General features: G+C 61.2%; 22 protein-coding genes and 1 pseudogene. 19 read left to right on the top strand and 4 right to left on the bottom strand.

Annotated elements, in window-relative coordinates; all coding sequences use genetic code 11:
* The first annotated feature begins 1 nt into the window (after position 1).
* From FQ192_RS11355 to FQ192_RS34870, 11 genes are all read left to right on the top strand, one after another.
* On the top strand, positions 2–547 hold the full coding sequence (locus FQ192_RS11355; RefSeq protein ID WP_149658707.1) for a PilN domain-containing protein: 546 nt from the start codon (positions 2–4) through the stop codon (positions 545–547).
* The gene (locus FQ192_RS11350) at positions 534–1,082 is read left to right on the top strand and encodes a GspMb/PilO family protein (RefSeq protein WP_149658706.1); all 549 of its coding nucleotides are present in this window, start codon (positions 534–536) and stop codon (positions 1,080–1,082) included. Before FQ192_RS11355 ends, FQ192_RS11350 begins: the two co-directional genes overlap by 14 nt.
* A complete protein-coding gene (locus FQ192_RS11345) occupies positions 1,082–1,588 on the top strand; it encodes a hypothetical protein (protein WP_149658705.1) in 507 nt (168 codons plus the stop codon). Before FQ192_RS11350 ends, FQ192_RS11345 begins: the two co-directional genes overlap by 1 nt.
* A complete protein-coding gene (locus tag FQ192_RS11340; RefSeq protein ID WP_149658704.1) occupies positions 1,585–3,417 on the top strand; it encodes a secretin N-terminal domain-containing protein in 1,833 nt (610 codons plus the stop codon). Before FQ192_RS11345 ends, FQ192_RS11340 begins: the two co-directional genes overlap by 4 nt.
* 2 nt (positions 3,418–3,419) lie before the next feature.
* Complete coding sequence (locus tag FQ192_RS11335; RefSeq protein ID WP_123406547.1) at positions 3,420–3,893, top strand: type II secretion system protein; 474 nt, start codon at positions 3,420–3,422, stop codon at positions 3,891–3,893.
* 4 nt (positions 3,894–3,897) lie between these two features.
* A complete protein-coding gene (locus FQ192_RS11330) occupies positions 3,898–4,272 on the top strand; it encodes a type II secretion system protein (protein WP_149658703.1) in 375 nt (124 codons plus the stop codon).
* Positions 4,247–4,783 (top strand): type II secretion system protein, encoded by a 537-nt coding sequence (locus FQ192_RS11325; protein WP_149658702.1) that lies wholly within the window; start codon positions 4,247–4,249, stop codon positions 4,781–4,783. Before FQ192_RS11330 ends, FQ192_RS11325 begins: the two co-directional genes overlap by 26 nt.
* Positions 4,780–5,169, top strand: coding sequence for a curli production assembly/transport protein CsgE (gene csgE, locus FQ192_RS11320; RefSeq protein WP_149658701.1), 390 nt, complete (start codon positions 4,780–4,782; stop codon positions 5,167–5,169). Before FQ192_RS11325 ends, csgE begins: the two co-directional genes overlap by 4 nt.
* A complete protein-coding gene (locus FQ192_RS11315; RefSeq protein WP_149658700.1) occupies positions 5,166–5,585 on the top strand; it encodes a curli assembly protein CsgF in 420 nt (139 codons plus the stop codon). The genes csgE and FQ192_RS11315 overlap by 4 nt, the downstream gene beginning before the upstream one ends.
* A gap of 29 nt (positions 5,586–5,614) precedes the next feature.
* Positions 5,615–6,475: a CsgG/HfaB family protein gene (locus FQ192_RS11310; protein ID WP_123513776.1), complete on the top strand. Its 861-nt coding sequence runs from the start codon at positions 5,615–5,617 to the stop codon at positions 6,473–6,475.
* A 387-nt stretch (positions 6,476–6,862) separates the two neighbouring features.
* A complete protein-coding gene (locus FQ192_RS34870; RefSeq protein ID WP_178129092.1) occupies positions 6,863–7,051 on the top strand; it encodes a hypothetical protein in 189 nt (62 codons plus the stop codon).
* Between the two features lie 444 nt (positions 7,052–7,495).
* Here the strand turns inward: FQ192_RS34870 and FQ192_RS11300 are convergent, their stop codons facing one another.
* Genes FQ192_RS11300 through FQ192_RS11285 form a run of 4 tightly spaced genes read right to left on the bottom strand, consistent with a single transcriptional unit; the run spans position 7,496 to position 13,123 of the window.
* Positions 7,496–8,944: a curlin gene (locus tag FQ192_RS11300; protein ID WP_149658698.1), complete on the bottom strand. Its 1,449-nt coding sequence runs from the start codon at positions 8,942–8,944 to the stop codon at positions 7,496–7,498.
* Between the two features lie 28 nt (positions 8,945–8,972).
* Positions 8,973–9,434, bottom strand: a complete 462-nt coding sequence (locus FQ192_RS11295; protein ID WP_149658697.1) for a curlin — start codon at positions 9,432–9,434, stop codon at positions 8,973–8,975.
* Positions 9,435–9,494: 60 nt separating this feature from the next.
* Positions 9,495–11,741 (bottom strand): Ig-like domain-containing protein, encoded by a 2,247-nt coding sequence (locus tag FQ192_RS11290; RefSeq protein ID WP_149658696.1) that lies wholly within the window; start codon positions 11,739–11,741, stop codon positions 9,495–9,497.
* Positions 11,742–11,776: 35 nt separating this feature from the next.
* Entirely contained in the window at positions 11,777–13,123 is a 1,347-nt protein-coding gene (locus tag FQ192_RS11285) for a hypothetical protein (RefSeq protein ID WP_149658695.1), read from the bottom strand.
* A 473-nt stretch (positions 13,124–13,596) separates the two neighbouring features.
* Between FQ192_RS11285 and FQ192_RS11280 the strand changes: the two genes are divergently transcribed.
* From FQ192_RS11280 to FQ192_RS11240, 8 genes and pseudogenes are all read left to right on the top strand, one after another.
* On the top strand, positions 13,597–13,812 hold the full coding sequence (locus FQ192_RS11280; RefSeq protein WP_149658694.1) for a hypothetical protein: 216 nt from the start codon (positions 13,597–13,599) through the stop codon (positions 13,810–13,812).
* 789 nt (positions 13,813–14,601) lie between these two features.
* Positions 14,602–14,829 carry a DUF6124 family protein gene (locus FQ192_RS34385; protein ID WP_256672278.1) on the top strand — a complete coding sequence of 76 codons (228 nt, stop codon included), beginning with the start codon at positions 14,602–14,604 and terminating at the stop codon, positions 14,827–14,829.
* 287 nt (positions 14,830–15,116) lie between these two features.
* Positions 15,117–16,565, top strand: coding sequence for a sensor histidine kinase (locus FQ192_RS11265; RefSeq protein ID WP_149658693.1), 1,449 nt, complete (start codon positions 15,117–15,119; stop codon positions 16,563–16,565).
* A gap of 185 nt (positions 16,566–16,750) precedes the next feature.
* Positions 16,751–19,558 (top strand): multicopper oxidase domain-containing protein, encoded by a 2,808-nt coding sequence (locus FQ192_RS11260; RefSeq protein WP_149658692.1) that lies wholly within the window; start codon positions 16,751–16,753, stop codon positions 19,556–19,558.
* Positions 19,555–20,595 carry an SCO family protein gene (locus FQ192_RS11255; RefSeq protein ID WP_149658691.1) on the top strand — a complete coding sequence of 347 codons (1,041 nt, stop codon included), beginning with the start codon at positions 19,555–19,557 and terminating at the stop codon, positions 20,593–20,595. Before FQ192_RS11260 ends, FQ192_RS11255 begins: the two co-directional genes overlap by 4 nt.
* 102 nt (positions 20,596–20,697) lie before the next feature.
* Positions 20,698–22,197 carry a sensor histidine kinase gene (locus FQ192_RS11250; protein WP_149658690.1) on the top strand — a complete coding sequence of 500 codons (1,500 nt, stop codon included), beginning with the start codon at positions 20,698–20,700 and terminating at the stop codon, positions 22,195–22,197.
* Positions 22,166–23,589, top strand: a pseudogene (locus FQ192_RS11245) (sigma-54-dependent transcriptional regulator). The gene FQ192_RS11250 and the pseudogene FQ192_RS11245 overlap by 32 nt, the downstream one beginning before the upstream one ends.
* A 121-nt stretch (positions 23,590–23,710) precedes the next feature.
* Complete coding sequence (locus FQ192_RS11240) at positions 23,711–24,253, top strand: hypothetical protein (protein WP_149658689.1); 543 nt, start codon at positions 23,711–23,713, stop codon at positions 24,251–24,253.
* The last annotated feature ends 3 nt before the right edge of the window (positions 24,254–24,256 follow it).

The following is a 24,256-nucleotide window of genomic DNA, read 5'->3' as shown; positions in this document are numbered from 1 at the left end:
CATGCGCGCCCTGACCCTCGACTTCCAGCCACGCCGCCGCTCCGGTCCCTTGGGCTGGAGCCTGTTGACCGCTGGCGTGGCGCTGACCCTGGCCTGCTTCTTTGCCCAGCAGCACCTCGACCAACAGTCCTCGCAACAACAAGGTCACTTGCAACACGCGCAACGGGAACTCACCGGCGATACGGGCGGCAAAGTCGGCCTGACCCCGGCCGAGACCCGCGAGCAAGCGCAAAACCTCGCCGAAATGCGCAAGGTCTCCCAGCAACTGCGTCGGCCCTGGGAACGCTTGTTCGCCATGCTCGAAGCCATGCCCCGCGATGACATTGCCTTGCTGACCCTGACCCCGGATGCACGCAAGGGCCAGGTGCGGATCAGCGCCGAGGCGCGGGACCTGGAAGCGATGCTCGAATTTCACCAACGTCTGGAAGCCAGCGACGAGCTGTCGGACGTGTCCCTGCTCAGCCACGAAATCGTCGCCAACGTGCCGGAACACCCGGTGCAATTCAACCTGTCGGCGACCTGGGAGATTGGCGATGCAAATCCCTAGACTGATCGTTCATGAATACCTGCAAGGCCTGGGCATTCCTGGCCTGGCCGGGATAGCGCTGGTGGCGCTGGCGCTGGTGTTTGCCCTCGGCGGGTTGCTGCCGGACTGGCAGTCACTGCAAAGCCTCAGCCAGCAAACCCGCGAAGCCGGCGAGTACCTGGCCAGGGTCGAGGACGGCAGCGTTGCGCCACCGGTGGTGCCGCAACGCCAGCTCGATGACTTCCGCAGCAAACTGCCGTCCCAGCCCCAGGCCACGGTGGCCATCGACAAGATCTACGCCCTGGCCGCTTTGGAACACATCACGTTGGCCCGGGGTGAATACTCGCTGGGCATCGACCCCAAGACCCATCTGGCCCGCTATCAGATTCTGCTGCCGGTGCGGGGCAGCTATCCGCAACTGCGGCGTTTCCTGCATGCCTTGCTCGGGCAGTTGCCGGCGGTGGTGGTGGAGGACGTGGAGTTCCAGCGTAAGAAGATCGCCGACACCGACCTCACCGGACGGATCCGCATGACCCTTTACCTGTCGAGGTCGTGATGAATACCAAGCGCGTAGCAGGGTGGGTGGCGTTCTTCGGCGTGGCGGCGGCGCTGGCCTGGTTGCCTGATTACTTGAAAGCACCGGAGGACGGCGAGCTCAGCGTCGCCACCGTGGCCACACCCGCCAAAAGCAAAACAGCGGCCGCCGTGGACAGCGGCAAAGCCGCGCCGATCAAGGACTTGAGCCCATCCGGCGACCTGTTCGCCGCCCGCAGCTGGAAGGCTGCACCGCAACTGGCCAGCGTCACCGAACAACCCGTCAACCTGACCCCGGTGGTGCAAATCCCCAGCGCACCGCCGATGCCGTTCCAGTTCGTTGGCAAGCTCCATGACCGTGCCGATCTGCAAGTGTTTTTGCAGAACGGCGAAAAAATATACGTCGTACGCAAAGGGGATGTGATCGACGACACCTGGCGGATCGAGGGCATTTCCGATGTGGAATTGAGCCTGGTCTACCTGCCTCTGCATTTGGCCCAGACTTTGTCTGTGGGGAGCACGCAATGAACAGATCCCGTTTGCTGATGAGCCTGTGTCTGACCACAGCGCTGGCCGCGTGCAGTTCCGCGCAGGTGGCTAACAAAGAAGCGTCCGACCTGATCGAACAAGGTCAGTACGAAGCCGGATTGGCACGCATCCAGGAAGGCTTGCGGGAAGACCCTCGGGATACCGAATTGCACCTGCTGCTGAACACTGGTCGGGCCAAGGCGATTACCGCGCTGCTGACCGCGGGCGATACCGACCGCGCGCGCCGGGACTTTCCAGCGGCACGCCTGGCCTACGGTCGGGTGCTGACCATCGAACCGAGCAACCGCCGGGCCCAGGATTCCCTGAAGCAACTCGACTACCTGCGCAGCCAGGACGACAAACTCGAACTGGCCCGGGGCGACCTGCGACGGGGCGATATCTACGGCGCCGACCGCCAGGTCAAACAGATCCTCGAACTCGACCCGAAAAATGAAGGCGCCCTGGAGCTGCAAGGCAATATCCGCCTGGTCCAGAGCCGCAACGTGATTCCCTATCCACAACTGCGCACGCGGCTGGATCGGCCGGTGACCCTGGAGTTTCGCGACGCCAACCTGAAGACCATTTTCGAAGTGCTGTCCCAGGTCGCCGGGCTGAACTTCATCTTCGACAAGGACCTGCGCCCGGACATGAAAGCCACGATCTTCGTGCGTGACGTGCGCATCGAAGATGCCGTGGAACTGCTGCTGCAACAGAACCAGCTGCACCAGAAGGTGGTGAACGAAAACACCTTGCTGATCTACCCGGACTCGCCGCAGAAGGTCAAGGATTACCAGGAGCTGGTGATGCGCACCTTCTACCTGACCAGCGTCGATGCCAACACCGCGCTGAACATGATCAAAACCATGCTCAAGACCCGCGACGTGTTCGTCGATGAGCGCCTCAACACCTTGACCATGCGCGACACCGAAGACGCGGTGCGCATGGCCGAGAAACTCCTGCAATCCCAGGATCAGTCCGACCCGGAAGTGATCCTCGAAGTGGAAGTGATGGAAGTCGCCACCCAGCGGATTCTTGACCTGGGCCTGCAATGGCCGAACACCTTCGGCGTGGTCAACAGCGACGGTTCGGGGGTGACAATTCTTGATCAACTGCGGGGCATCAACTCCAGCCGGATCTCAATCTCGCCGTCGCCGCAAGCCAAGATCAACGCCCAGGACAACGACATCAACACCCTGGCCAGCCCGGTGATTCGCGTCAGCAACCGCGAACAGGCGCGGATCCATATCGGGCAGCGTGTGCCGATCATCAGCGCCACGTCGGTGCCGTCCACCCAGGGGCCGGTGATCACTGAAAGCGTCACATACCTGGATGTCGGTCTGAAGCTGGAAGTGCAGCCGATCGTGCATTTGAACAACGAAGTGGCGATCAAGATTGCCCTGGAAGTGAGTAACGCCACGCCGCTGGAACCGACCCGCCAGGGCACGATTCCGGTGCAGGTCGACACCCGCAACGCCCAGACCACGTTGCGCCTGCACGATGGCGAAACCCAGATCCTGGCCGGGCTGGTGCGCAACGACCATGGCGCCACCGGCAACAAGATTCCGGGCCTGGGCGACATCCCCGGACTGGGCCGTCTGTTCGGCAGCAACAAGGACACGGTCGGCAAGTCGGAACTGGTGCTGTCGATCACCCCGCGCATCGTGCGCAACCTGCCGTACCAGAGCCCGTCGGACATGGAATTCCCTACCGGCACCGAAACCAGCATGCACATCCAGGCACCCGATCGTGGCATGGACACGGCGATTCACACTGACGTCATGACCACCCCTGTGGCCTCATCCGCCCACGTTGTCGTCGAGAAGCCTTGATCATGAACGCCTCCCAACGCGGTTTTACCTTGATTGAAGTCGTGGTGACGCTGGCCCTGATCGGCCTGTTGGCCGGCATGGCCGCGCCCCTGACCGAAACCGTGGTGCGCCGGGGCAAGGAGCAGGACATGCGCGCGGCGCTGTACCAGATTCGCGACGCCATCGACGCCTACAAGCGCGCCTTCGACGCCGGCTATATCGAGAAGTCGCTGAACAGCAGCGGCTACCCGCCGAACCTGCAAGTGCTGGTGGACGGCGTGCGCGATGTGCGCAGTGCCAAGGGTGCCAAGTTCTACTTCCTGCGCCGGGTGCCCCATGACCCGTTGCTGCCGGTCAAGCGTAACGACGAAGGTGGTTGGGGCCTGCGCTCCTACGACAGCACGGCTCAAAACCCCCGGGAAGGCGAAGACGTGTTTGACGTCTACTCCAAGGCCCGGGGCAAAGGCCTTAACGGCATTGCCTACCGCGAGTGGTGAACCTATGCGCCGGGAAAAAGGTTTTACCCTGCTGGAATTGATGGTGGTCATGGCAATCATCGCGACCCTGATGACCATTGCCTTGCCCCGCTATTTCACCAGCCTGGAAGTCTCGAAGGAGACCACGTTGCGCCAGAGCCTGTCGGCGATGCGCGAAGCGCTGGATCACTACTACGGCGACACCGGGCGCTATCCCGATTCCATCGAGCAGTTGGTGGAGCAGCGTTATTTGCGCAACCCGCCGGTGGACCCGATTGCCGAGCGCAAAGACCTGTGGGTGCTGGTCGCACCACCGGACGGCGTGCCGGGCGCGGTGGCTGATATCAAGAGCGGTGCTACCGGGAGGGCGCGTGATGGCAGCCTTTATTCCGAGTGGTAGGCCCGCCAGAGAGGGTGGGTTCACTTACCTGGGCGTGCTGTTCCTGATCGTGCTGATGGGCATGGGCCTGGCCAGCGCCGGGGAGTTGTGGTCCACCGCCTCGCGGCGGGATCGCGAACGCCAGTTGCTGTGGGTCGGCACGCAATACGCCCAGGCGCTGCGCAGCTATTACCGCAGTTCGCCGGGGCTGGCGCAGTACCCCAAAGACCTGGCCGACCTGCTGCAGGACGAGCGTTTCCCTTCGCCCAAACATCATCTGCGCCAGCTCTACCCGGACCCGATCGGCGGCGGTGAATGGACGCTGATGCGCGGCTTCGACGGGCGCATCACCGGTCTCTACAGCCCTTCGACCGACACACCGCTGAAACAGACCGATTTCCCCAGCCAATGGTCGGACTTCGTCGGCATGGCCAGCTACAAGGATTGGCAGTTCGTGGCCGAGAAGGCGTTTCTCGATGGCGCGTCCGGGCCCGAACCCCAGTCGTCGACCCCCCAGGCGTTGGCGCCATGAACCGATATTGCCTGGCGCTACTGCTGATCTTGATGACCCCTTTGGCCTCGGCCGGCGAAGAGGACGAAATGATGGGCTTCATCGTCGACGACACGATCTCGCACATCGGCCACGACTTTTATTACTCGTTCAGTGAACGCCTGCGCGCCACCAGCCCGATGGATTTCAACCTGGTGGTGCGCGAACGACCCTCGGCCCGCTGGGGCAGCCTGGTGACCGTGGAATATCAGCAACGCCTGGTTTACCGGCGCTTCCTGCCGCCGAACACCGTGGAGCTCAAGGACGAGGCGTACGACGCCGCCGACTGGGTTCGCCGGCAAATCGTCCAGCGCAAGCTGGAAACGTTATTGCAGGACACCACCGACCTGGAGAAGGACGAATTATGAACAAGAAAACGTTCTCACAGCGCACCGGCATTTGGCTCCTCGGGTTGGGCAGTTGCGGCCTGGTCCACGCCACCGAGCTGGTCTACACGCCAATCAATCCCTCGTTCGGCGGCAACCCGTTGAACGGCACCTGGCTGCTCAACAATGCCCAGGCGCAAAACGACTACGACGACCCGGACCTGAAAAACCGCACGGCGGTGGCAGGCACCTCGGCCCTTGAACGCTTCACCAGCCAATTGCAGTCGCGGTTGCTGGGGCAGTTGCTGGACAACATCTCCACGGGCAACACCGGGAGCCTGTCCACCGACAGTTTTATCGTCAACGTCATCGACGACTCCGGCGCACTGAGCATTGAAGTGACCGACCGAGCGACCGGTGAAGTTTCGGAAATCCAGGTGAACGGCCTCAACCCTTGAAGGGATTCGGCTGCCGGGGAGAGAAGGACATGAAAAATATAATTGTGCTAGGGCTGATGTTGGCGGCATTACAGGGTTGCAGCTTGCGCGACACCATGCCGGCCGAGCAGGACACCGAATCACCGACCCTCACACCACGGGCGTCGACCTACTACGACTTGCTGAAAATGCCACGGCCCAAAGGCCGGTTGATGGCGGTGGTGTACGGCTTCCGCGACCAGACCGGGCAATACAAACCGACCCCGGCCAGCTCGTTTTCCACCAGCGTGACCCAGGGCGCGGCAAGCATGTTGATGGACGCGCTGCAGGCCAGCGGCTGGTTCGTGGTGCTGGAACGTGAAGGGCTGCAGAACCTGCTGACCGAACGCAAAATCATTCGCGCCTCGCAGAAAAAGCCGAATACGCCGGTGAATATCCAGGGCGAATTGCCGCCGTTGCAAGCGGCGAACCTGATGCTGGAGGGCGGGATCATTGCCTACGACACAAACGTGCGTAGCGGCGGGGAAGGGGCGCGGTACCTGGGGATCGACCTCTCCCGGGAATATCGGGTGGACCAGGTCTCGGTCAACCTGCGGGCTGTAGACGTGCGCAGCGGGCAGGTGCTGGCCAACGTCATGACCAGCAAGACCATCTACTCCGTCGGGCGCAGTGCCGGGGTGTTCAAATTTATCGAGTTCAAGAAATTGCTTGAGGCGGAAGTGGGCTACACCACCAATGAGCCGGCGCAGTTGTGTGTGCTGTCGGCGATTGAATCGGCGGTGGGGCACCTCCTGGCCCAAGGGATCGAGCGGCATTTGTGGCAGGTGGCGGGGGACAACTCCACGCCCGTGCAGGATGAGACGCTGGGGCGGTATTTGAGCCAGAACAAGGTGGATCCGGAGAGCGAATAAACCGGCTCTTATTCGATCGTTCCCACGCTCTGCGTGGGAATGCATCCCGTGACGCTCCGCGTCACCTCTGGAGGCGGAACGCGGAGCGTCCCTGACGGCGTTTCCACGCAGAGCGTGGGAACGATCAGAATGCGGTGGTGCGCAGGCCAGTGGGAGCAAGCTCCCTCGCCACAATAAGCGTGCAGTCAGAGGGACCGCGTTATCGTTCTTCGCGAGCAAGCTTTGCTCCTACAGGGTGGGGCGTTGTACGCAAAATCTGCGTACATCACCAATCCCTGTAGGAGCGAGGCTTGCCCGCGATGGCGGCCTGACAGCCGATCAGTCTCTTGCGGATGTACGCCAGCACTAACCGAAGACACAAACTCGCTCAATAATCTTGATCGCTGAATGTCCATCCGCTTCATACAACCCCTTCAACGGCTGCTGATCAGCGAGTCGGTGCAGTTTGAAATGGTTGTAGAACGCCTGCCCCAATCGCTGCCCGCTGAAATGTCCTGCGCTGTACAGGGCCTGGAAATCTTCGTAGGCGCTTTTTTCGAGTTCCAGATGGTGAGCCATCGTGTTGACCGGTTCTAAAAGTGGCGGGGCGTGAGAGTAGGTGATCGATCGTTCCCACGCTCTGCGTGGGAATGCATCCCGTGACGCTCCGCGTCACCTCTGGAGGCGGAACGCGGAGCGTCCCTGGCGGCGTTCCCACGCAGAGCGTGGGAACGATCAGAATGCGGTGGTGCGCAGGCCAATGGGAGCAAGCTCCCTCGCCACAATAAGCGTGCAGTCAGAGGGACCGCGTTATCGTTCTTCGCGAGCAAGCTTTGCTCCTACAGGGTGGGGCGTTGTACGCAAAATCTGCGTACACCACCAATCCCTGTAGGAGCGAGGCTTGCCCGCGAAGGGCGCGACGCGGTGTTGATGGTGTGGCAGATGACGCCTTCGCGGGCAAGCCTCGCTCCTACGGGATTGTGTTCATGCCATAAAAAACCGCGACCCGATAAAGGGTCGCGGTTTTTTTATGCCTTGGGATTATTGCTGGAGCACAGTCGCCTGGTTGGCCGAGCCGAACTGTTGCACCGTGGCCATTTGCGTCACGCCACTTTGATCCACATTGGCAATGTTCCCGGTGCCGCCCTGGGTCACGTACGCGACGTTCATGCTGTCGGCCTGTTTGACGGTGATCTGGTTGTCACTGCCGTACAACTGCGCGGTGTACGCCTGGTTACCCGTGCCGGACTGGTCGAACTCGGTGCTGTTGCCCGAGCCGTTGGACGAGCCCTGGGCCAGGTTGGTGGTGCCGCGCTGGTCGGCGATGAGGATGTTGTCGCTGCCGTTCTGGTCGAAGTACAGCTCGTTGTAGGAATCGGCCTGGCTGACCGTGGTTTTGTTGCCGGTGCCGGTCTGGTTCGTGGTCATGATGTGGCCGGCGCCGTTCTGGGTGAAGCTGGCCACGTTGTTGGTGCCGTTCTGGGTGAGGGTCGCGCGTTGGTTGCTGCCGAACTGGCCGCCCAGTTGCGGGCCTTTCCAGTTGCTGGCGTAGACTTTGTTGCCGTTACCCAGCGAAGTGGCGTTGAGCACATGGCTGTCGCCGCTCTGGTAGGTGAAGTGCACGTTGCCGCTGCCTTGCTGATACAGCGCGAGCGTCGAGCCCATGGACTCGAACTGGTCGGCGTAGATCGCGTTGAGGTCGCCGACTTGCAGCACCTGCGCCACGTTGTTTTCGCCGAAGCTCTGGTCGACCACGGTTTCGTTGGTCTGCCCGTATTGGTTGACCGTGGCCTGGCTGGCGGTTTGAGTGTCTTGCCAGACTTCCGTGGCGTTGAAGTCGCCGAACTGGTTGATGTTCAGGTTGCCGCCGATGCCGTTGCGCTGGTCGCCGTAGGCGTAGTTGTCGCCACCGGCCTGGTTGATGCCGATCTGGCCGCCCATGTGGCTGACTTGTTCGGCGGTCGCGTAGTTGGTGGTGCCGTACTGGATGATCACCGCGTTGTTGGCGACGCCCGGTTGGATCTGTTCGATGTTGGCTTCGTTGTTGTCGCCGAACTGGAAGGTTTGGCCCGAGGTGGCTTCCTGGGAATCCTGGTAGACGAACGAGAAGTTGCCGCTGCCTTGCTGTTGTTGCAGCACCTGGTTTTCGCCGCTGCCGATCGACTGGCTGGCGTGGCTGGTGTTGAAACTGCCGACCTGTTGCTGCTGGATGGTGCTGGTGTCTTCGAACAACTGCTCGGCGTAACCGGCGTTGTAATCACCGACCTGGTTCTGGTCGATGGTGCTGGTGGCGGTGTCTTGTACGGCGGCCGCGTCGTTGCCCTGGCCGAGTTGCTGTTGGGTGGCGGTGCTGAACGGCGCCGCAGTCTGTTTCACGTCGGCAATGTTCGCAGTGCCGACCTGATTCTGCGTGGACACGCTGTCGTCCGCCAAAGCCTGGGCACTGACAATGACCAGGATGGCAGCGGTGAGGGGCGTCAATTTGAACATGATGAAACCTCCAGGGTTATTGCAGTGCTTAGCGATATTGTTTGACCGAAACGCTCATGCCGTTCCCGGACTGGGTCACGGCGCTGGAAAGCCCCGTGCCGGCCTGGTCGATGCTGGCGTCGTTGTTATTGCCGTTCTGGGAAATCTGCGCGCGGTTGTGGCTGCCGGTCTGCGTGATCGAGGCGTCGTTGCCATAACCTTGCTGGGTGATCTGGGCCATCAGGTCGCTGCCCTGTTGCAGGATCCAGGCTTCCTGATTGCTGCCCGACTGGACGATCCGTCCGAGCAACCCCTGACCGTTCTGTTGCAACAACGCGACGTTGGCCTGGCCGAGCTGATTGATCAGCGCTTGCTGGCCAATCGGCGCTGGCAACTCGCCGAGATCAGCGCTGGGGGCCAGATCGTCGTTGTCCATCAAATCGTCGGCGCGCACGCCTGCGCTGCTGCAGAGCAGAAGCAGGCAGAGCAGGGTGGCGGTCGGCGTTTGCATGGCGTTGTCCTTGGTCAAGAGGCTGGCCCCGCCGACGTTAAAGGTCGGCGGGGCGAAGGCTCAGAGCGTGGTCACCGACACCGAACGCACGGTGCCTTGGGACGAGCGGATGGTGGCTGTCGGGTTCGCCGACGGAATCACCGTGGTGCTGTTGTTGATCGTTAACCGCCAGCGTCCGGTCACCGGCACCGTGGTGGTGCCCAGGGTTACCAGCCCGGTCGGGGTGGACACCTGGATGGTGATGGTGTTGCCGGTGGTCACCGATGAAGTCCCGGCGAAGTCCCAGTTGAAGCGGTTGTTGGAGCGGGCCTGGACCGTGGCGGTAGTCACGGTGAAGGTTTCCGCGGCAGGTCTTGGCGAGACTTGCACGGTGACCGTCGCCGGTGCCGTCGACACTGCGCCGAAGCTGTCCTTGGCAAAGTAGGTGAAGGTCGTGGTGAACGCCGTAGTGACCGTGGCCGGTGGCGTGTAAGTGATCACAGTGCCGTCAGTACTGACGGTGCCGCGACCGGCCGCTGGTTGGGTCAGGCTGGCGACGCCGAGCGGCACGTTGCCTTCCGGATCGGTGTCGTTGGCCAACACGCTGATCGGGATTGCCACGCCCAGGGTCGCGACGCTGTCGTTAACCGCTACCGGTGGCCGGTTCGGCGCCACGGTAATGGTCACGGTCGCGGCGGTGGTCGAAGCCAGGCCTTTGACGTCCTGCGCCTTGTAGGTGAAGGTCGTGGTCAACGGCGTGGTGACGACGGCGGGCGGGGTGTAGACCACCGCCGTGGTGCCGCTCAACGCGACGGTGCCTTGGCCGGCGGCGGGTTGGGTCAGGGCGGTGATGCTCAGCGGCACGTTGCCGTCCGGGTCACTGTCGTTGGCCAACAGGTTAAGGGTGATCGGCACGCCGAAGCTGGTGCTGCCGGTGTCGGCCACCGAGAGCGGCGCCTGGTTTTCGCCGGTGTCCGGTGCGGTGCCGACCACCTCCACGGCCTCGGTGTCGCTGCCGCCCGCGGCGGATTTGACCGTGACGCTGGCCGGTGGCTGGGTCAGGTCGGCCACGGTCAGGCGTTGCAAGGTCCCGGATTTGGACAGGCGTCCGTAGCCTTGGGCAACCATTTCAGGCACGGCCACTTCGTCAGTGGAGGTGGCTTCGATCAGCAGACTGTGGTTGCTCCAGCTGTAGCGCGCGGTCTGGATTTTCACCAGGTCCGTGAGTTTGCTTGAGACCGCCGTCGGCCGTGTGGTGCCGGCCGGGTTGGTCGCGGTGACCACCACGGTTTTCGGCAAGGTGCCGGTGGCCAGATGTTGACCGAAGAACAAGCCGTTGTTGTCGCCGATCAGGCTGGTCTGGCAAGGCGAAGCCGGAGGGCCGACCACCAGAGCGAGGGTATCCCGGAAGCACAAAGTAGAGCCGTTGTTCGACTTGGCGAAGACCTCCACCCGGGCGCTGTTACCGGTACCGGAGGTGGTGCGGCGGTAGGTCGCGCGATCAATCTCCACGGCGGTTTGCGCACGGTTGTCGAGGACCTTGCCGGCGACGGTGAACAGGTTGGTCTGGATGGTCCCGGCCGGGCCCTGGATGCGCACGAAGTTGGTGTTGAACGGGCTGCCGGTCACCGCTTCGGTGAGGTTCGGGTCGCCGACAAAGGTTTCGACGGCGCCGGTGTCCGGGTTCACTTCGGTGTAGGGGCCGTTGAGGCTGCGCAGGAATGGTCCGATGGCACCATTCAATGCGCCGCTGAAATCACCGGGGGCGCCAATGCCGACATCCTTGGTGATGTTGATCGCCCGACGGCCAGGGGCGGTGACGTTGACCGTTTCCACGCCATACGGGTGGGTGATGGTGTAAGTCCCCGCGACGGGAATGTTCACCCGCAGGCGAATCCGCGCGAAACTTTGCTGGTCACCATCTGCTGGGGTGCCCGAGGCAAAGGCTGCTTCGATCCCGGCCACGTAGGCGTCCATTCCGTAACCGGCGGCATTGTTGGGGATGGTGGTTTCGGCCAGGTACCAGAAGGCTTCGTCCGGCCAGTTATCCGGGAACACCATCGGCAGGGTGTCGTCGAAAATGCCCGGCGTCGGCAGCAGGGTGCACATGTAGGCCGGTGGCACACTGGCCGGTACCCGCGAGCTCGCGGCCCGGGACTGGCACAGTTCCATCGACAGCAGATTGTTGTCCTGATACCACATCGGGAATTTCCCGGTGGCGAAGGTGTAGGGGCCGGGATCGACCGCCGCCAGTTGCGCGAAAGCACTTCCCGACAGCGATAGAGTCAGTCCCAGGGCGTTGAGCGCCAGGCGTGGCCAATTGTTCATGATGCCTCCTGATACGGATCTGGGCATGAGAGCGTTCATTGCACGATGACCACTTCTTCGGTATCGCTGCCGCCATTGGATGACGTCACCCGCACCTTGGCCGGCGGAATCGGCGAGATGCCGGTGGCCAGGGTTTTCACCGCACCGTCACCGCTTAGCGCGCCGATGGCGGCGCCACTGCCGGATGTAGCGGTGAGCACCGGCGGCGAAGTTTCATCGCTGGTCGAGGCCACGAGGGTCAGTTGCCCGGTGCTCAGGCTGTATTCGGCGCGGGAAATCACCACCAGATCTGTCAACGGCATCGACAGCGTGGTCGGTGTGCTAGTGGGAATGGCCAGGTGATTGTCGGCGGTCACTTGCAAAGTGCTGGGCAAGCTCGGGTTGGTCGACGATTGCGCGTACCAGTTGCCGGTGGTGTCGGCTTCGGTCAGGTGCAGCGCCGGGTTGTTGCTGTCCAGCGTCACGGTGGCCGGTGGTGGCGGGGCCATGACAAACACATCTTGCTGGGCCACCGGCGCACTGGCGCCGGATTTGCGCGAGTAAGTGCCGCGCTGGGTGATCATCGGGGTCGGCCGGACCACGGTCGATAACTTGCCGGAGATGGCAAACACCGTGGTGCGCAGGTCGATACCGTTAGGGCCTTCGATGCGGATGAAGTTGGTATTGAACGGGCTGCCGGTCACGGCTTCGGAGAGGTTCGGGTCGCCGATGAATTTCTCAGCCTGGCCGGTCACCGGGTTGGTTTCGGTGTAGGGGCCGTTGACGCTGCGCAGGAACGGTCCGATGTCACCCTTGAGGGCGCCATCGTAGGTTTTCGGGGTGCCGATACCGATGTCCCGGGTCATGTTGATTGCTTTGCGGCCGGGGGTATCGACGGTGAACGCCTCGACGCCATAGGGGTGGGTGATGATGTAGGTGCCGGCAGTGGGCACATCCACGCGAATGCGGATACGAGCGAAACTGATCTGATCGCCCTCTACCGGGTCGCCGCCGCTGAAGGCGGCTTCGACAGCGCTGACATAGGTCAGGTCGATGCCCCTGGCCGCATCGACGATTGCACCGTCGGCAGTGAACCAGAAGGCTTCGTCAGGGAAGTTGGTCGGGAAGACCAGCGGTTGCGCGTCGTCGAAGATCCCCGGTGCCGGCAGCAAGTTGCACATGTAAGTGGGCGCGCCCGGCGCACTGGGCACCCGAGAGCTGACGGCTTTGGACAGGCACAGGTCGAGGGTTCGGCCGTGGGTGTCTTGATACCAGCCGGCGAACGAGCCGTTGGCGGGCAGGTAAGGACCTGGATCGACCGCATACAACGCCGCTTGGGCAACGCCTTGGGCCAGAGCGGAAACGACCAGCGCGGCCGCGGTTTTGGACAGTAAAGGGTGCATGAGTTAATCCCTCTATCGGAGTGCCTGTCCCATGGAGACGGGCCAGTTGAGAGGGCTAGCGCAAATTGCATACCAATCGGCGGGGATTGACGGGAGAGGGCCGGGGTTGGGCGCTGCGGGGTGTTGGAGGGGGATTGAGAAAGGGAGGTTGGGGCGGGCGAGTGTCCCCAGAGTTGGGGGTGAGTGGGGCAGGTGGGGGATGATGATGTGTGAGGTCACTTTTAGTCATGCAGGGGGGGTATCGTTCATGAACTTACTCAGGGTAGTTTTTCATCATACCCCCTCTACAGGGTTTCCCTTGAAGCTGCCTGATCCGAAAAAATGACAAACGGTAGGTTTTTTACCTGATTTGGTCGTTACACCTGTCAAATCTGACAGTAGTCATACCCCAAGCCTTGCTGTTTCATAATAACGTCGACGCTCACAACTTTGAGTGTGACATTCCTGACTTTATTGAATGCAAGGAGAACTATATGTCTGAAGAAGGATTCACTGGGACTGTAAAAAACGTCAGTGCGCTAGCAATTATTCGGGGTGGACCTATATCGGTCGTCATCACCGTTACACCTGATGATGGGTCCCCGAATGTGGAGGTAGATGGCCAGCAGGGAGACGAAAAAAAATATTCTGTCGGTGACAAAGTAAGAATTGAGGACACCGAATCAGGACGCTGGATTAGTAAAATTTAACAAGCGAGAGTTATGTATAACCAACACTAAATACGGTTTGCAACACTATCGCTCAATGCTATCGAAGGCACGGGTCGATCCGAAAAGCTTTAGATCCGGTTAACAGTCCTGGGCCAGACATTGGCCCAGGGCTGCATTGCTATCGGGCTGCACTGCATAAATGGCACGGGTCCGGCACGCGAGCCTGGGTCAGGTAATTGGGGGTTGCAATCCAGTGCATCGGAGCCCTTGTGCACTGCCACCTCAAGGATGGCAATCGAAGCATCCAGTCACTTACTCAATACACGACTCGACTCTAAATGCGGTTAAACGCGTTCTTTGCTGTGTGTTTAAAGACACCCGGTGTTACGTCATAAACGGCTACAACGCCTTGCGCCGTTGCCTACGCGTACGCCAGAATCCGCCGGCTTGTGCGGCTGAGGGGTGGGCTATATCGTTTCCGGGTCACTGCAAAACAGTGATCGGGTTTGGTAGCCCGCCTCTATGTGAGCCGCATGGTGTCACCTTTAATGGTGGTCATGCGTGGGGCTCCTTTGTGAGCGCCGGGTTTCTCACTTAGACCGGTCTACCAACCCACGTATGGCCGCCACTCTTCGTTTGGTAGCGAGGGTGATGGCTCCTTTAATACTCTAAGTGAAGGTTCCATCCATGTTCAAAGTAACGCCCAACCCCCCGAATATCGGTCCAGTACCCTACGACGCCTCTTTCGATCTTGACCCCACAAAAATGAAAGTGGCGGCCGATCGAGCACTCGACTAATACCTCAACCCCGGGGCGACGAAAACGCAGATACCGCCCCGCAGTTGCGGCACCTTCTTCACCATCGACGCAGCGGTGGATGACGAAACGTTGCTGGTCGAGGTCTACGAATCGTTATCAACGGCCCGCAAGATGGTCAACGATCTCGTCGAGCTGACGGACGGCCCGCGACGCCATACGATGCTGGTGTTGCATCGGTCGCTCCTGATGGGTGAGATGGCGGCCAATCGGATGCTGGATAACCACAAGCCCGGCTAATCGCTGGACCCTGTAGGAGCGAAGCTTGCTCGCGAAAGCGGTGTGTCAGTCAATACACGTGTCGGCTGACACGGCCCCTTCGCGGGCAAGCCTCGCTCCTACAGGGAATGGCGTCTGGCCTGACACGCCGCGTTATCGTTCTTCGCGGGCAAGCCTCGCTCCTACGGGGATGGCGTCGGGCTGGTGCTCCGCGAGCGCCCAGCATTTGCTTAGCTTGCTTGCATTGGGTCAAACCCCAAACACTGGGCTATACCCCCTCTATAGGGGAATCGCCTGGATCATCGCCCATGAACATGCACGCACCAACGCACCGGCCTGAGGAAGGCGACATTCGCTTGAGCTCACGCAAGCAGCCGTTCAATCTGCTGCGCTGGTTTTCGCTGATCAGCATGGCGGTGATCGGCACCGTGGCGGTGGCGTTGGGGGCGGTGTCCACGCAGTTTGTGATTACCGAAAGCGTGCAGCGCGACGCCTTGTTGACCGCGCAATTCATTCAGGCGATTGCCTCGGCCGAGGTGCGCCATGTAGCGATCCCCCATATTCGGACCATGGGCGAGCTGGTCGACCCGCGCCAGGACAAGGACTTTCCCGACGTCGATCCGGCAGCGCGGGCCAATGCCCGGGACGAGTTCCTCGACCACATCGCCAACTTGCCGGACGTAATCCTGGCCAACATCTATGCCCCCGACCGTACGGTGATCTGGTCGACCAACCCGGCCCTGATGGGGACAAAAATTCACGCCGACGAAGACCTGGACCATGCCTTCGAATTCAAGGTCCCGGTCTCGGCCAGCTATCACGACGTTGACGAGGCGCGGATGGAGCAGAAATTCGTCGTGCCCCCGGACTTTATCTTTATCGAAAACTACATCCCGCTGTTCGATGCCGACGGCAAGAACGTCACGGCCATGGTCGAAATCTACAAGGAACCCAAGGACCTGATCAGCCGCATCGAGCGTGGCCTGGCGCTGATCTGGCTGGCCACGGCGCTGGGCGGCGGTCTGATTTACCTGGGCTTGTACTGGATCGTGCGCCGCGCCGCGATCCTGCTGGCGCAACAACAGAAACAACTGATCACCAACGAAACCTTTGTCGCCCTCGGCGAGATGTCCTCGGCGGTCGCCCACAGCCTGCGCAACCCCTTGGCGACCATCCGTTCCAGCGCCGAGCTGGCCCTGGAATTCGACAGCGGCCCGGCGCACAAGAACATCAACGACATCATTGGCCAGGTCGATCGCATGTCGAAGTGGGTCCGCGAATTGCTGCAATCCTTGCGCCCGCTCAACGACGACCCCGAACCGGTGAACCTGGTGGCGGCGATTCACGACAGCCTCACGGCGTTCGAGCAGCAGATTGCCCGGGCGAAAGTCAGCGTAGTGTTCAATCCACGACAGACACCCATGGTGCTGAGCCAGCCAGTACAACTGACGCAGATCCTCAACAGTCTGATGGCCAATGCGCTGGAAGCCATGGACAAGGGCGGTACGCTGACCGTCACCCTGGAACCGACCGATGCCCAGGGCGTGTGCGTGGTGCTGAGCGATACCGGCAAAGGCATGAACGAAGAACAGCGCACCATGGCCTTCCGCCCGTTCTTCACCACCAAGGCCGGCGGGCTTGGCGTCGGGCTGGTGCTGGTCAAGCGCATCATGGAGCGTTTCGGTGGCGGGGTGACACTCGGCAGCCGGGAAGGCGAGGGCACTTGCGTCCGTCTGTCGTTCAAGTTAATCCCCTGAAATCGGGGATGAACTTTCCCCGTTAGCGGGTGTCATGGCCCAGTCATTGCACCGATAGTGGCAGGGTGATGTTCATAAGCCATTGTTCACTCAGGTATTAATGCTTTTGTGTAAATTGTTTCAAAGTGTGGCGAGGTAATTGCAAAACACCTATCACCCCCTTCACGACTTCGAGGCGGCTGGTGATGGACACAAAAGCGCGGCACCCCTGCAAGTGGTTTGGCCTGTTGACCCCACTGAGTATCCTCCTGACGATGACGCTGGGCGCGAGCCCGCTGCGCGCCAGCCCGATCGACGATGAGCGCCAGCCCGAGCCTTCCGATCCCTCGGCTTACTACGACGAACCGGCTGATGAACCCGCCGCCCTGAACGCCATCCTGACCATGCCGGAGGCCAACGAAGATTCCTTCGACCTGCCCGATGGGGTCAAAGGCAGCCGCGACGACACGCGTAAGGAAAACGTCCTGCCGCCGACGGTACAGACCAGTTTCAACTACCCCACTAATGGCAAGCCGAGCCCGTTGTTCGGCGCCCAGCCGTTCACCCAGCAACTGGTGCTGTTCGAAGAATTCGGCCCGGAAAAACTCGACCCCACCACCCCGGCGGCTCCATTGGGCTTCCCGCCGGCCGCCGTTGGCCCGTTGCCCCAACAAGACCCGACCAATGCCGCCCGCAGTGCGCCACCGAGTGCCGCGCTGGATGCTTTCTTGCGCCAACCGGGGCTGACACCATTCCCCAGCCAGTTCTCCAACGTGGTGGACCGCAACCCGTGGCAGGCGCAGATCGAGGTGTTCCTCAATCGGCATATCGGTTCTTCCGCTGAAGGTCGTCCGCCTGGAAAGGGTTGGTCGCATCAGCGCTGGAACGAGTTCTACCCGCAAGTGGCCTACAAGACCGTGCAGACTGGGGCGAGGCTCAACAGCGGCTGGCGTGACAGCCATCAGATGCACGGCTATGCCCTGGGCGAATTCGGCCCCGGTGGCCTGTATCACAACGTGGCGGGCGTGCCGGCCACCGATGGCACCTCCAAAGGCGTCGATCCGCGTTTCCACCCGAACATGCCGGTGCAGAACCACAACTCAGTGTGGACCTTCGACGGCACCTTGCCGCCCAAGCTGTTGATGGTGCGTTACGGTCAACCGGTGATGATGCGTCACTACAACGGTTTGCCGATCGACCCGTCGGCCAACATGGGTTTTGGCCTGCACACCATCAGCACTCACGAACACAACGGCCACGCGCCAGCGGAAAGCGACGGCTATGCCAACGCGTTTTTCTTTCCGGGGCAGTATTACGACTATCGCTGGCCGATCCAGTTGGCCGGCTACGACAGCATTAACACCGACGCCCATGACCCCCGCGCGGCATTCCCGTGCTCGCCCGGCGAAACCCTGTGGACCAACGACCTCAGCCCCAGCCGCAAAACCTGCGACCACGGCACGATCAAGATCCGCGGCGACTGGCGCGAAACCATGAGCACCCACTGGTTCCACGACCACATGCTCGATTTCACCGCGCAGAACGTCTACAAGGGCAACGCGGCGATGATGAACTACTACAGCGCCCTGGACCGTGGCAACGAGTCGGTCAACGATGGCGTCAACCTGCGTTTCCCCAGCGGCAGCGCCTTGCCATGGGGTAACCGCGACTACGACGTGAACCTGGTGTTCGCCGACAAGGCCTGGGACGCAAACGGTCAGTTGTGGTTCAACCCGTTCAACACCGACGGCTTCCTTGGTGACCAGGTGCTGGTCAACTGGCAGTGGAAACCGACCCTGGACGTGCGCGCCCGCAGCTATCGGTTCCGCATCCTCAATGGTTCGGTGTCGCGCTACTTCAAATTCGCGGTGGTGCGTGAGATCAAAGGTACCAGCGGCGAGTTCCAGGGGCCGAAAAACTCGGGTGTTTCCTATGCCCGCGTACCGTTCCACATGATTGCCAACGACGGCAACATCATGGAACACAGCGTGCCGTTCGACGGCACCATGGACCTGGACGCCGACGGCGATAAACAGAACCACAACGCGATCCTGCCGACCCAAGGCATCGCCGAGCGCTTCGACATCATCGTCAACTTCGCGAAAAACGGCATCAAGCCTGGCGACAAACTGTTCGTGGTCAACCTGATGGCCCACGACGATGGCAAAGGCCCGAAAGAGCCGATCGCCCTGGGGGATGTGCTGTCGGAGAAATACCTGGCGGTGCTCAAGCAATCGAGCAAAGGCCCGCAATGGGACAAGGGCGACCCGGGCGTGGGCAAAGTTTTGCAGCTCAACGTCAAGGCCTACACCGGTCAAGACCTGGCCATGGACCCCGCAGCGTACGAACCGGCCAAACCGGGCAAAGCCGAAGGCATGGTGATGATCCCGCTGAAAATCCATCGCGACAACGCCGCCGACAAAGTGCTGCTGTCCCAGGCCCGTCACCGTACCTTCACCTTCGGCCGTTCCGACGGCACCGATGAAGCACCGTGGACAGTCAAGACCGACGGCGGCTTCGGCTTCCACATGGACCCACGGCGCTTGAACACAGCCACCCAGCTGAAAACCGGTCCGACCGATGCCGGTGTCAGCGGTTTCGGCACCCTGGAAGTGTGGAACATCAAGGCCGGCGGCAAGGGCTGGAGCCACCCGGTGCACGTGCACTTCGAGGAGGGGATCATCCTCAGTCGCGGCGGCAAGGCGCCACCGGAATGGGAAAAATGGGCGCGCAAGGACGTGTACCGCATCGGTTCGGAAGCCGATGGCCTGGACAACGTCGAGATGGCGATCAACTTCCGCGAATTCGCCGGGACCTACATGGAGCACTGCCACAACACCCAGCACGAAGACAACTCGATGCTGCTGCGTTGGGACATTGAGAAACCCGGGCAATTCCAGTTGATGCCGACCCCGCTGCCGAGCTGGGACGGGGTGCGCTACGTCAACTCCGCCGCGCTGCCAACCTTCCGTAATGGTGATGGCTTTGGTCCACAAGTGGCGGTGAAAAAATGAAGCGCCGGGGAGCCGACAAGCCGTTGTACACGCCGCGCTCCCGCGCTCTGGGCATGCACCTGATACTGGTTCTGGTCACTTGTTTGCTGGCCAGTCAGGTGCTGCTCGCCCATGAACTGGCACCGCAGGAATCCGCCACCCCGTGGGGTGGCGACTACTTCCCCAACACATTGCTGACCGACCAGGACGGCCAGCAAGTGCATTTTTTCGATGACCTGATCAAAGGCAAAGTGGTGGTGATCAATTTCATCTTCACGTCGTGCAGCGATTCCTGTCCGCTGGAAACCGCACGCCTGCGCCAAGTACAGAAATTGCTCGGCGACCGGGTCGGTCAGGACATTTTCTTCTACTCCATCAGCATCGACCCGCTCAGCGACACGCCCGAGGTGCTGAAGGCGTATGCGCAACGTTTCAAGGTCGGGCCGGGCTGGAAGTTCCTCACCGGCGAATTTGCCGACGTCACCGACCTGCGCAAAAAGCTCGGGCTGTTTATCGAAGGCGTCGACAACGGTCGCAGCAAGGACCACAACCTGAGCCTGATCGTCGGCAATCAGCAAACGGGCCGCTGGATGAAGGCCTCACCCTTCGAGAACCCGTGGATCCTCGCCGATCAACTGGCCAACACTTTGCAGAACTGGAAACAGCCCAGCATTGAAGAAAGCTACGCCAATGCGCCCGAGATTCGCCCGCCGAGCAACGGCGAAGAACTGTTCCGCACCCGTTGCGCCTCGTGCCACAGCCTGGGGCCGCAAGACGGGCAGGGCATCGGCATGCGCAGCATCGGCCCGGACCTGATCGGCGTGACCCGCCTGCGCGAACCGGCCTGGCTCAACCGCTGGATTCGTGAGCCGGACCGCATGCTCGCGGAGAAAGACCCGGTTGCATTGGAGCTGTATCAGCGTTTCGACAAGATTTCGATGCCCAACCTGCGCCTGGATGAACACTCCGCGCAGTCGATCATCGATTTTTTGCAGGAAGAAACCGACCGCCAGCAACCCTTGGCAGAGCAGGCGCCAGAGGTGTCGCAGATGAACTAGCGGCTAAATAACATCATTGGCCCGTCGACCACGATCAATGCCACCTACACTGTTCGTGACACGGCTAAAAAAGGCTTGAGGCAAGCATCCAGGGACATTCCCATGCAGCTATCAGAACAACAAAAAGTACCTGCGCCGCCTATGGCGGCAGCAGAGCGCAAGGGCTGGGGCGGTCAGTTCAATCTGCTGCGCTGGTTTTCCCTGGCCAGTTTTTTCATCATCGCCGCCGTGGCGCTGGGCCTGGGCTATGTCTCCACGCGCTTTGTGGTCACCGAAAGTATTGAGCGTGACGCCTTGCTGACGGCGCAGTTTATTCAGGCCATCGGCGATGCCGAAATTCGCCATGCCTCGATTAATCCGAACAGAACCATGGGCGAAATGCTCGATCCGCGCCATGACAACGCTTATCCCGATGTGGATCCGGGCGCCCGCGCCGCCGCCCGTATCGAATTCCTCGACCATGTGGAGCACCTGCCGGATATTTTGCTGGCCACGGTTTTTGCCCTCGACCGCTCGGTGATCTGGTCGACCAACCCGGCGATGATTGGCATGCGTTTCGAAGACGACGAGGAGTTGGACGAGTCCTTCGAAATGAAGGTGCCGGTGTCTTCCAGCTACCACAAGATCGACGACGAACGCCCCGAGCAGATGTTGTTGCGCGAGCCGCAGCTATTGTTTATCGAGAACTACATTCCGATGTTCAACGCCGACAAAAGCAAAGTGATCGCCATGGTGGAGATCTACAAAGAGCCTGCTGACCTGGTGGAGCGCATTGAGCGCGGCTTCAAGTCGATCTGGATCGCGACCCTGCTTGGCGGCGCGGCGATTTACCTGGCGCTGTTCTGGATCGTGCGACGCGCCGCGACACTGCTGCAGAGCCAGCAGAAACAACTGATCAGCAACGAAACCTTCGTGGCCCTCGGGGAGATGTCCTCGGCGGTCGCGCACAGCTTGCGCAACCCGCTGGCCACCATCCGCTCCAGCGCCGAACTGGCTCAGGAAGTCGCGAGCCAGGGCGCCCAGAAGAACATCGGCGACATCATCAACCAGGTCGATCGCATGTCCCGCTGGGTCCGGGAGTTGCTGGTGTCGTTGCGGCCGATGAGCGACGACAGTGAATCGGTGGACCTGGTGCTGGCCATCGACGACGCTCTGAGCGCCTTCGACCCGCTGATCAGGCGTTCGAACGTCGAGGTGCGTTTTACCCCGCAAAGTTTTCCGCCGGTGGTCAGCCAGCCAGTGCTGCTCACACAGATTCTCAACAGCCTGTTCGCCAATGCCCTGGAAGCCATGCCCAAGGGCGGTGTGCTGAGCGTTGATATCGAGTCGACGCAGCCAGGGCAGTTGTGCATGACCCTGACCGATACCGGCAAGGGCATGAACAAACAGCAGCAACAGATGGAGATGGTGTTCAAGCCGTTTTTCACCACCAAGCAGGGCGGTTTGGGCGTCGGCCTGGCCTTGGTCAAACGAATAATGGAACGCTTCCAGGGCTCGGTCGAACTGACCAGTCAGGAGCAGGAAGGAACCCGCGTTTGTCTCAACTTTAAAGTGGCAACGGGAGGGGAATATGGAGCACAGCATACTGCTGGTCGAGGATGATGAACTCCTCGCCGAGAACATCCAGACCTACCTGGAGCGCAAAGACTTCGAGGTGACGGTTTGCCACTCGGCCGAGGACGCACTGGAACAGCTGGGCACGTTTGTCCCGGACGTGGTGCTGACCGACAATTCGCTGCCGGGCATGAGTGGTCACGATCTGATCCAGAAGCTGCGCATCAGCGCGCCGGATCTGAAAGTGATCATGATGACCGGTTACGGCAACGTCGAAGACGCCGTGGTGGCGATGAAGGAGGGCGCGTTTCACTACGTGACCAAACCGGTGGCGCTGCCGGAGCTCAAGTTGCTGCTGGACAAGGCCCTGGCCACCGACCGCATGGAACGCACGCTGTCGTTCTATCAGGAACGCGAGGCGCAGAAGTCCGGGGTGCAGGCGTTGATTGGTGAATCGGCACCCATGCACTACCTCAAAGACACCATCGGCCAATTGCTCGACGCCGAGCGCCGCATGGCCAACACCGACCTGCCGCCGGTGCTGGTGGAAGGCGAAACCGGCACCGGCAAGGAATTGGTGGCCCGGGCGCTGCACTTCGACGGTCCGCGAGCCAAGGGACCGTTTATTGAATTCAACTGCGCGTCGATCCCGTCCAACCTGGTGGAATCGGAGCTGTTCGGCCACGAGAAGGGCGCGTTCACTGACGCCAAGGACCGCCGGGTCGGGCTGGTGGAAGCCGCCGACGGCGGGACGCTGTTTCTCGATGAAGTCGGCGAGATGGACCTGTTGCTCCAGGCCAAACTGCTGAAGCTGCTGGAAGACCGGACCATTCGCCGGGTGGGTTCGGTGAAGGAGCGCAAAGTCGATTTGCGGGTGATCAGCGCCACCAATTGCAACCTCGAACAAATGGTCCAGCAGGGCAAGTTCCGCCGCGACCTGTTCTTCCGCCTGCGCATCATCTCGATCAAGGTCCCACGCCTGCATGCCCGGGGTGCCGACGTGCTGCTGTTGGCCCGGCACTTCCTGGCGATCCACGGCAAACGCTATGGCAAGCCGCACTTGTATTTCAGTGACCAGGCCGAAGAGTTGCTGCTCAGCTACACCTGGCCGGGCACGTGCGCGAGTTGCGCAACATGCTGGAGCAAACCGTGTTGCTGGCCCAGAGCGACGCCATTGGCGCCCATCAATTGAATGTGTGCCAGAGCCTGGTGGATGAACCGTTTGTCTTGCCGGAAACGCACTTCATCGAACCCCGGCCACACCACCCCGTCGAATCGATGAACCTGCCGGAGGTCGAGCGCGACATGGTGCGCAAGATGCTCGACAAGACTGACTGGAACGTCACCAAGTCGGCGCGCCTGCTGGGTTTGAGTCGCGACATGCTGCGTTACCGCATTGAAAAACTGGGCCTGGCACGCCCGGACAAGCGCCAATGGTAAGCGCGCAAATGGACTGATGGTCGGTTGTTTGTCAGAGGACGACGAGAGGTGGGGACGCTCGGTGGAAAATCCACGGAGGCTGTGCCTAACTGATTTTTCCCCTTTGATGGAGAGGCGGGCTATGCGGCGTAGAGGGACGCAATACTGGCTCTGGAGCAACAGGCAATTACACGGCCGCATTCACGAAGAGGTCTTGCCGGACGGTACGCAGATTGACGTACAGGCCCGGTTCAATCGTGAGCAGGTGACCCAGGTGTTCGTCGGGGTGTATGCCGCCGATGGCGTGCCGATTGCAGAGGAGTTTTACGACCGCGAGGGCCATCCAACGCTGGTGAAAGCGCTGGAATGGGGCTGCGCCTGCGCCCAGACGATTCTCAACACGGTGACGGCATTCCGTGCGCCCCATCGCATTCAACTGACGCTGGGGGTGGTGCTGGACGATCCTTGCGCCCTGGCCCTGCGCCACATGGAGATGTCTGACGATGAAGCCCTGCGGCTCAAGCGTCAGGATGCCTGGGACGAGTACCTCAAAGCCAAGCAAGCGGTGCTGGACATGATGCGCGCCGACAAGGTTGACAGCGAAGTCTGGGAAAGCCAGAAACGCCGCCTGCGCGAGGCCATCGATCGCCGCGCGGCGTTGCGCCACACCTGGCCCTGTGACTGACGC

The organism is Pseudomonas sp. ANT_J12 (assembly GCF_008370045.1).
GTDB lineage: Bacteria > Pseudomonadota > Gammaproteobacteria > Pseudomonadales > Pseudomonadaceae > Aquipseudomonas.
Note: the sequence above shows the minus strand (reverse complement) of the source record. Positions and strands in the feature narration are given on the sequence as shown.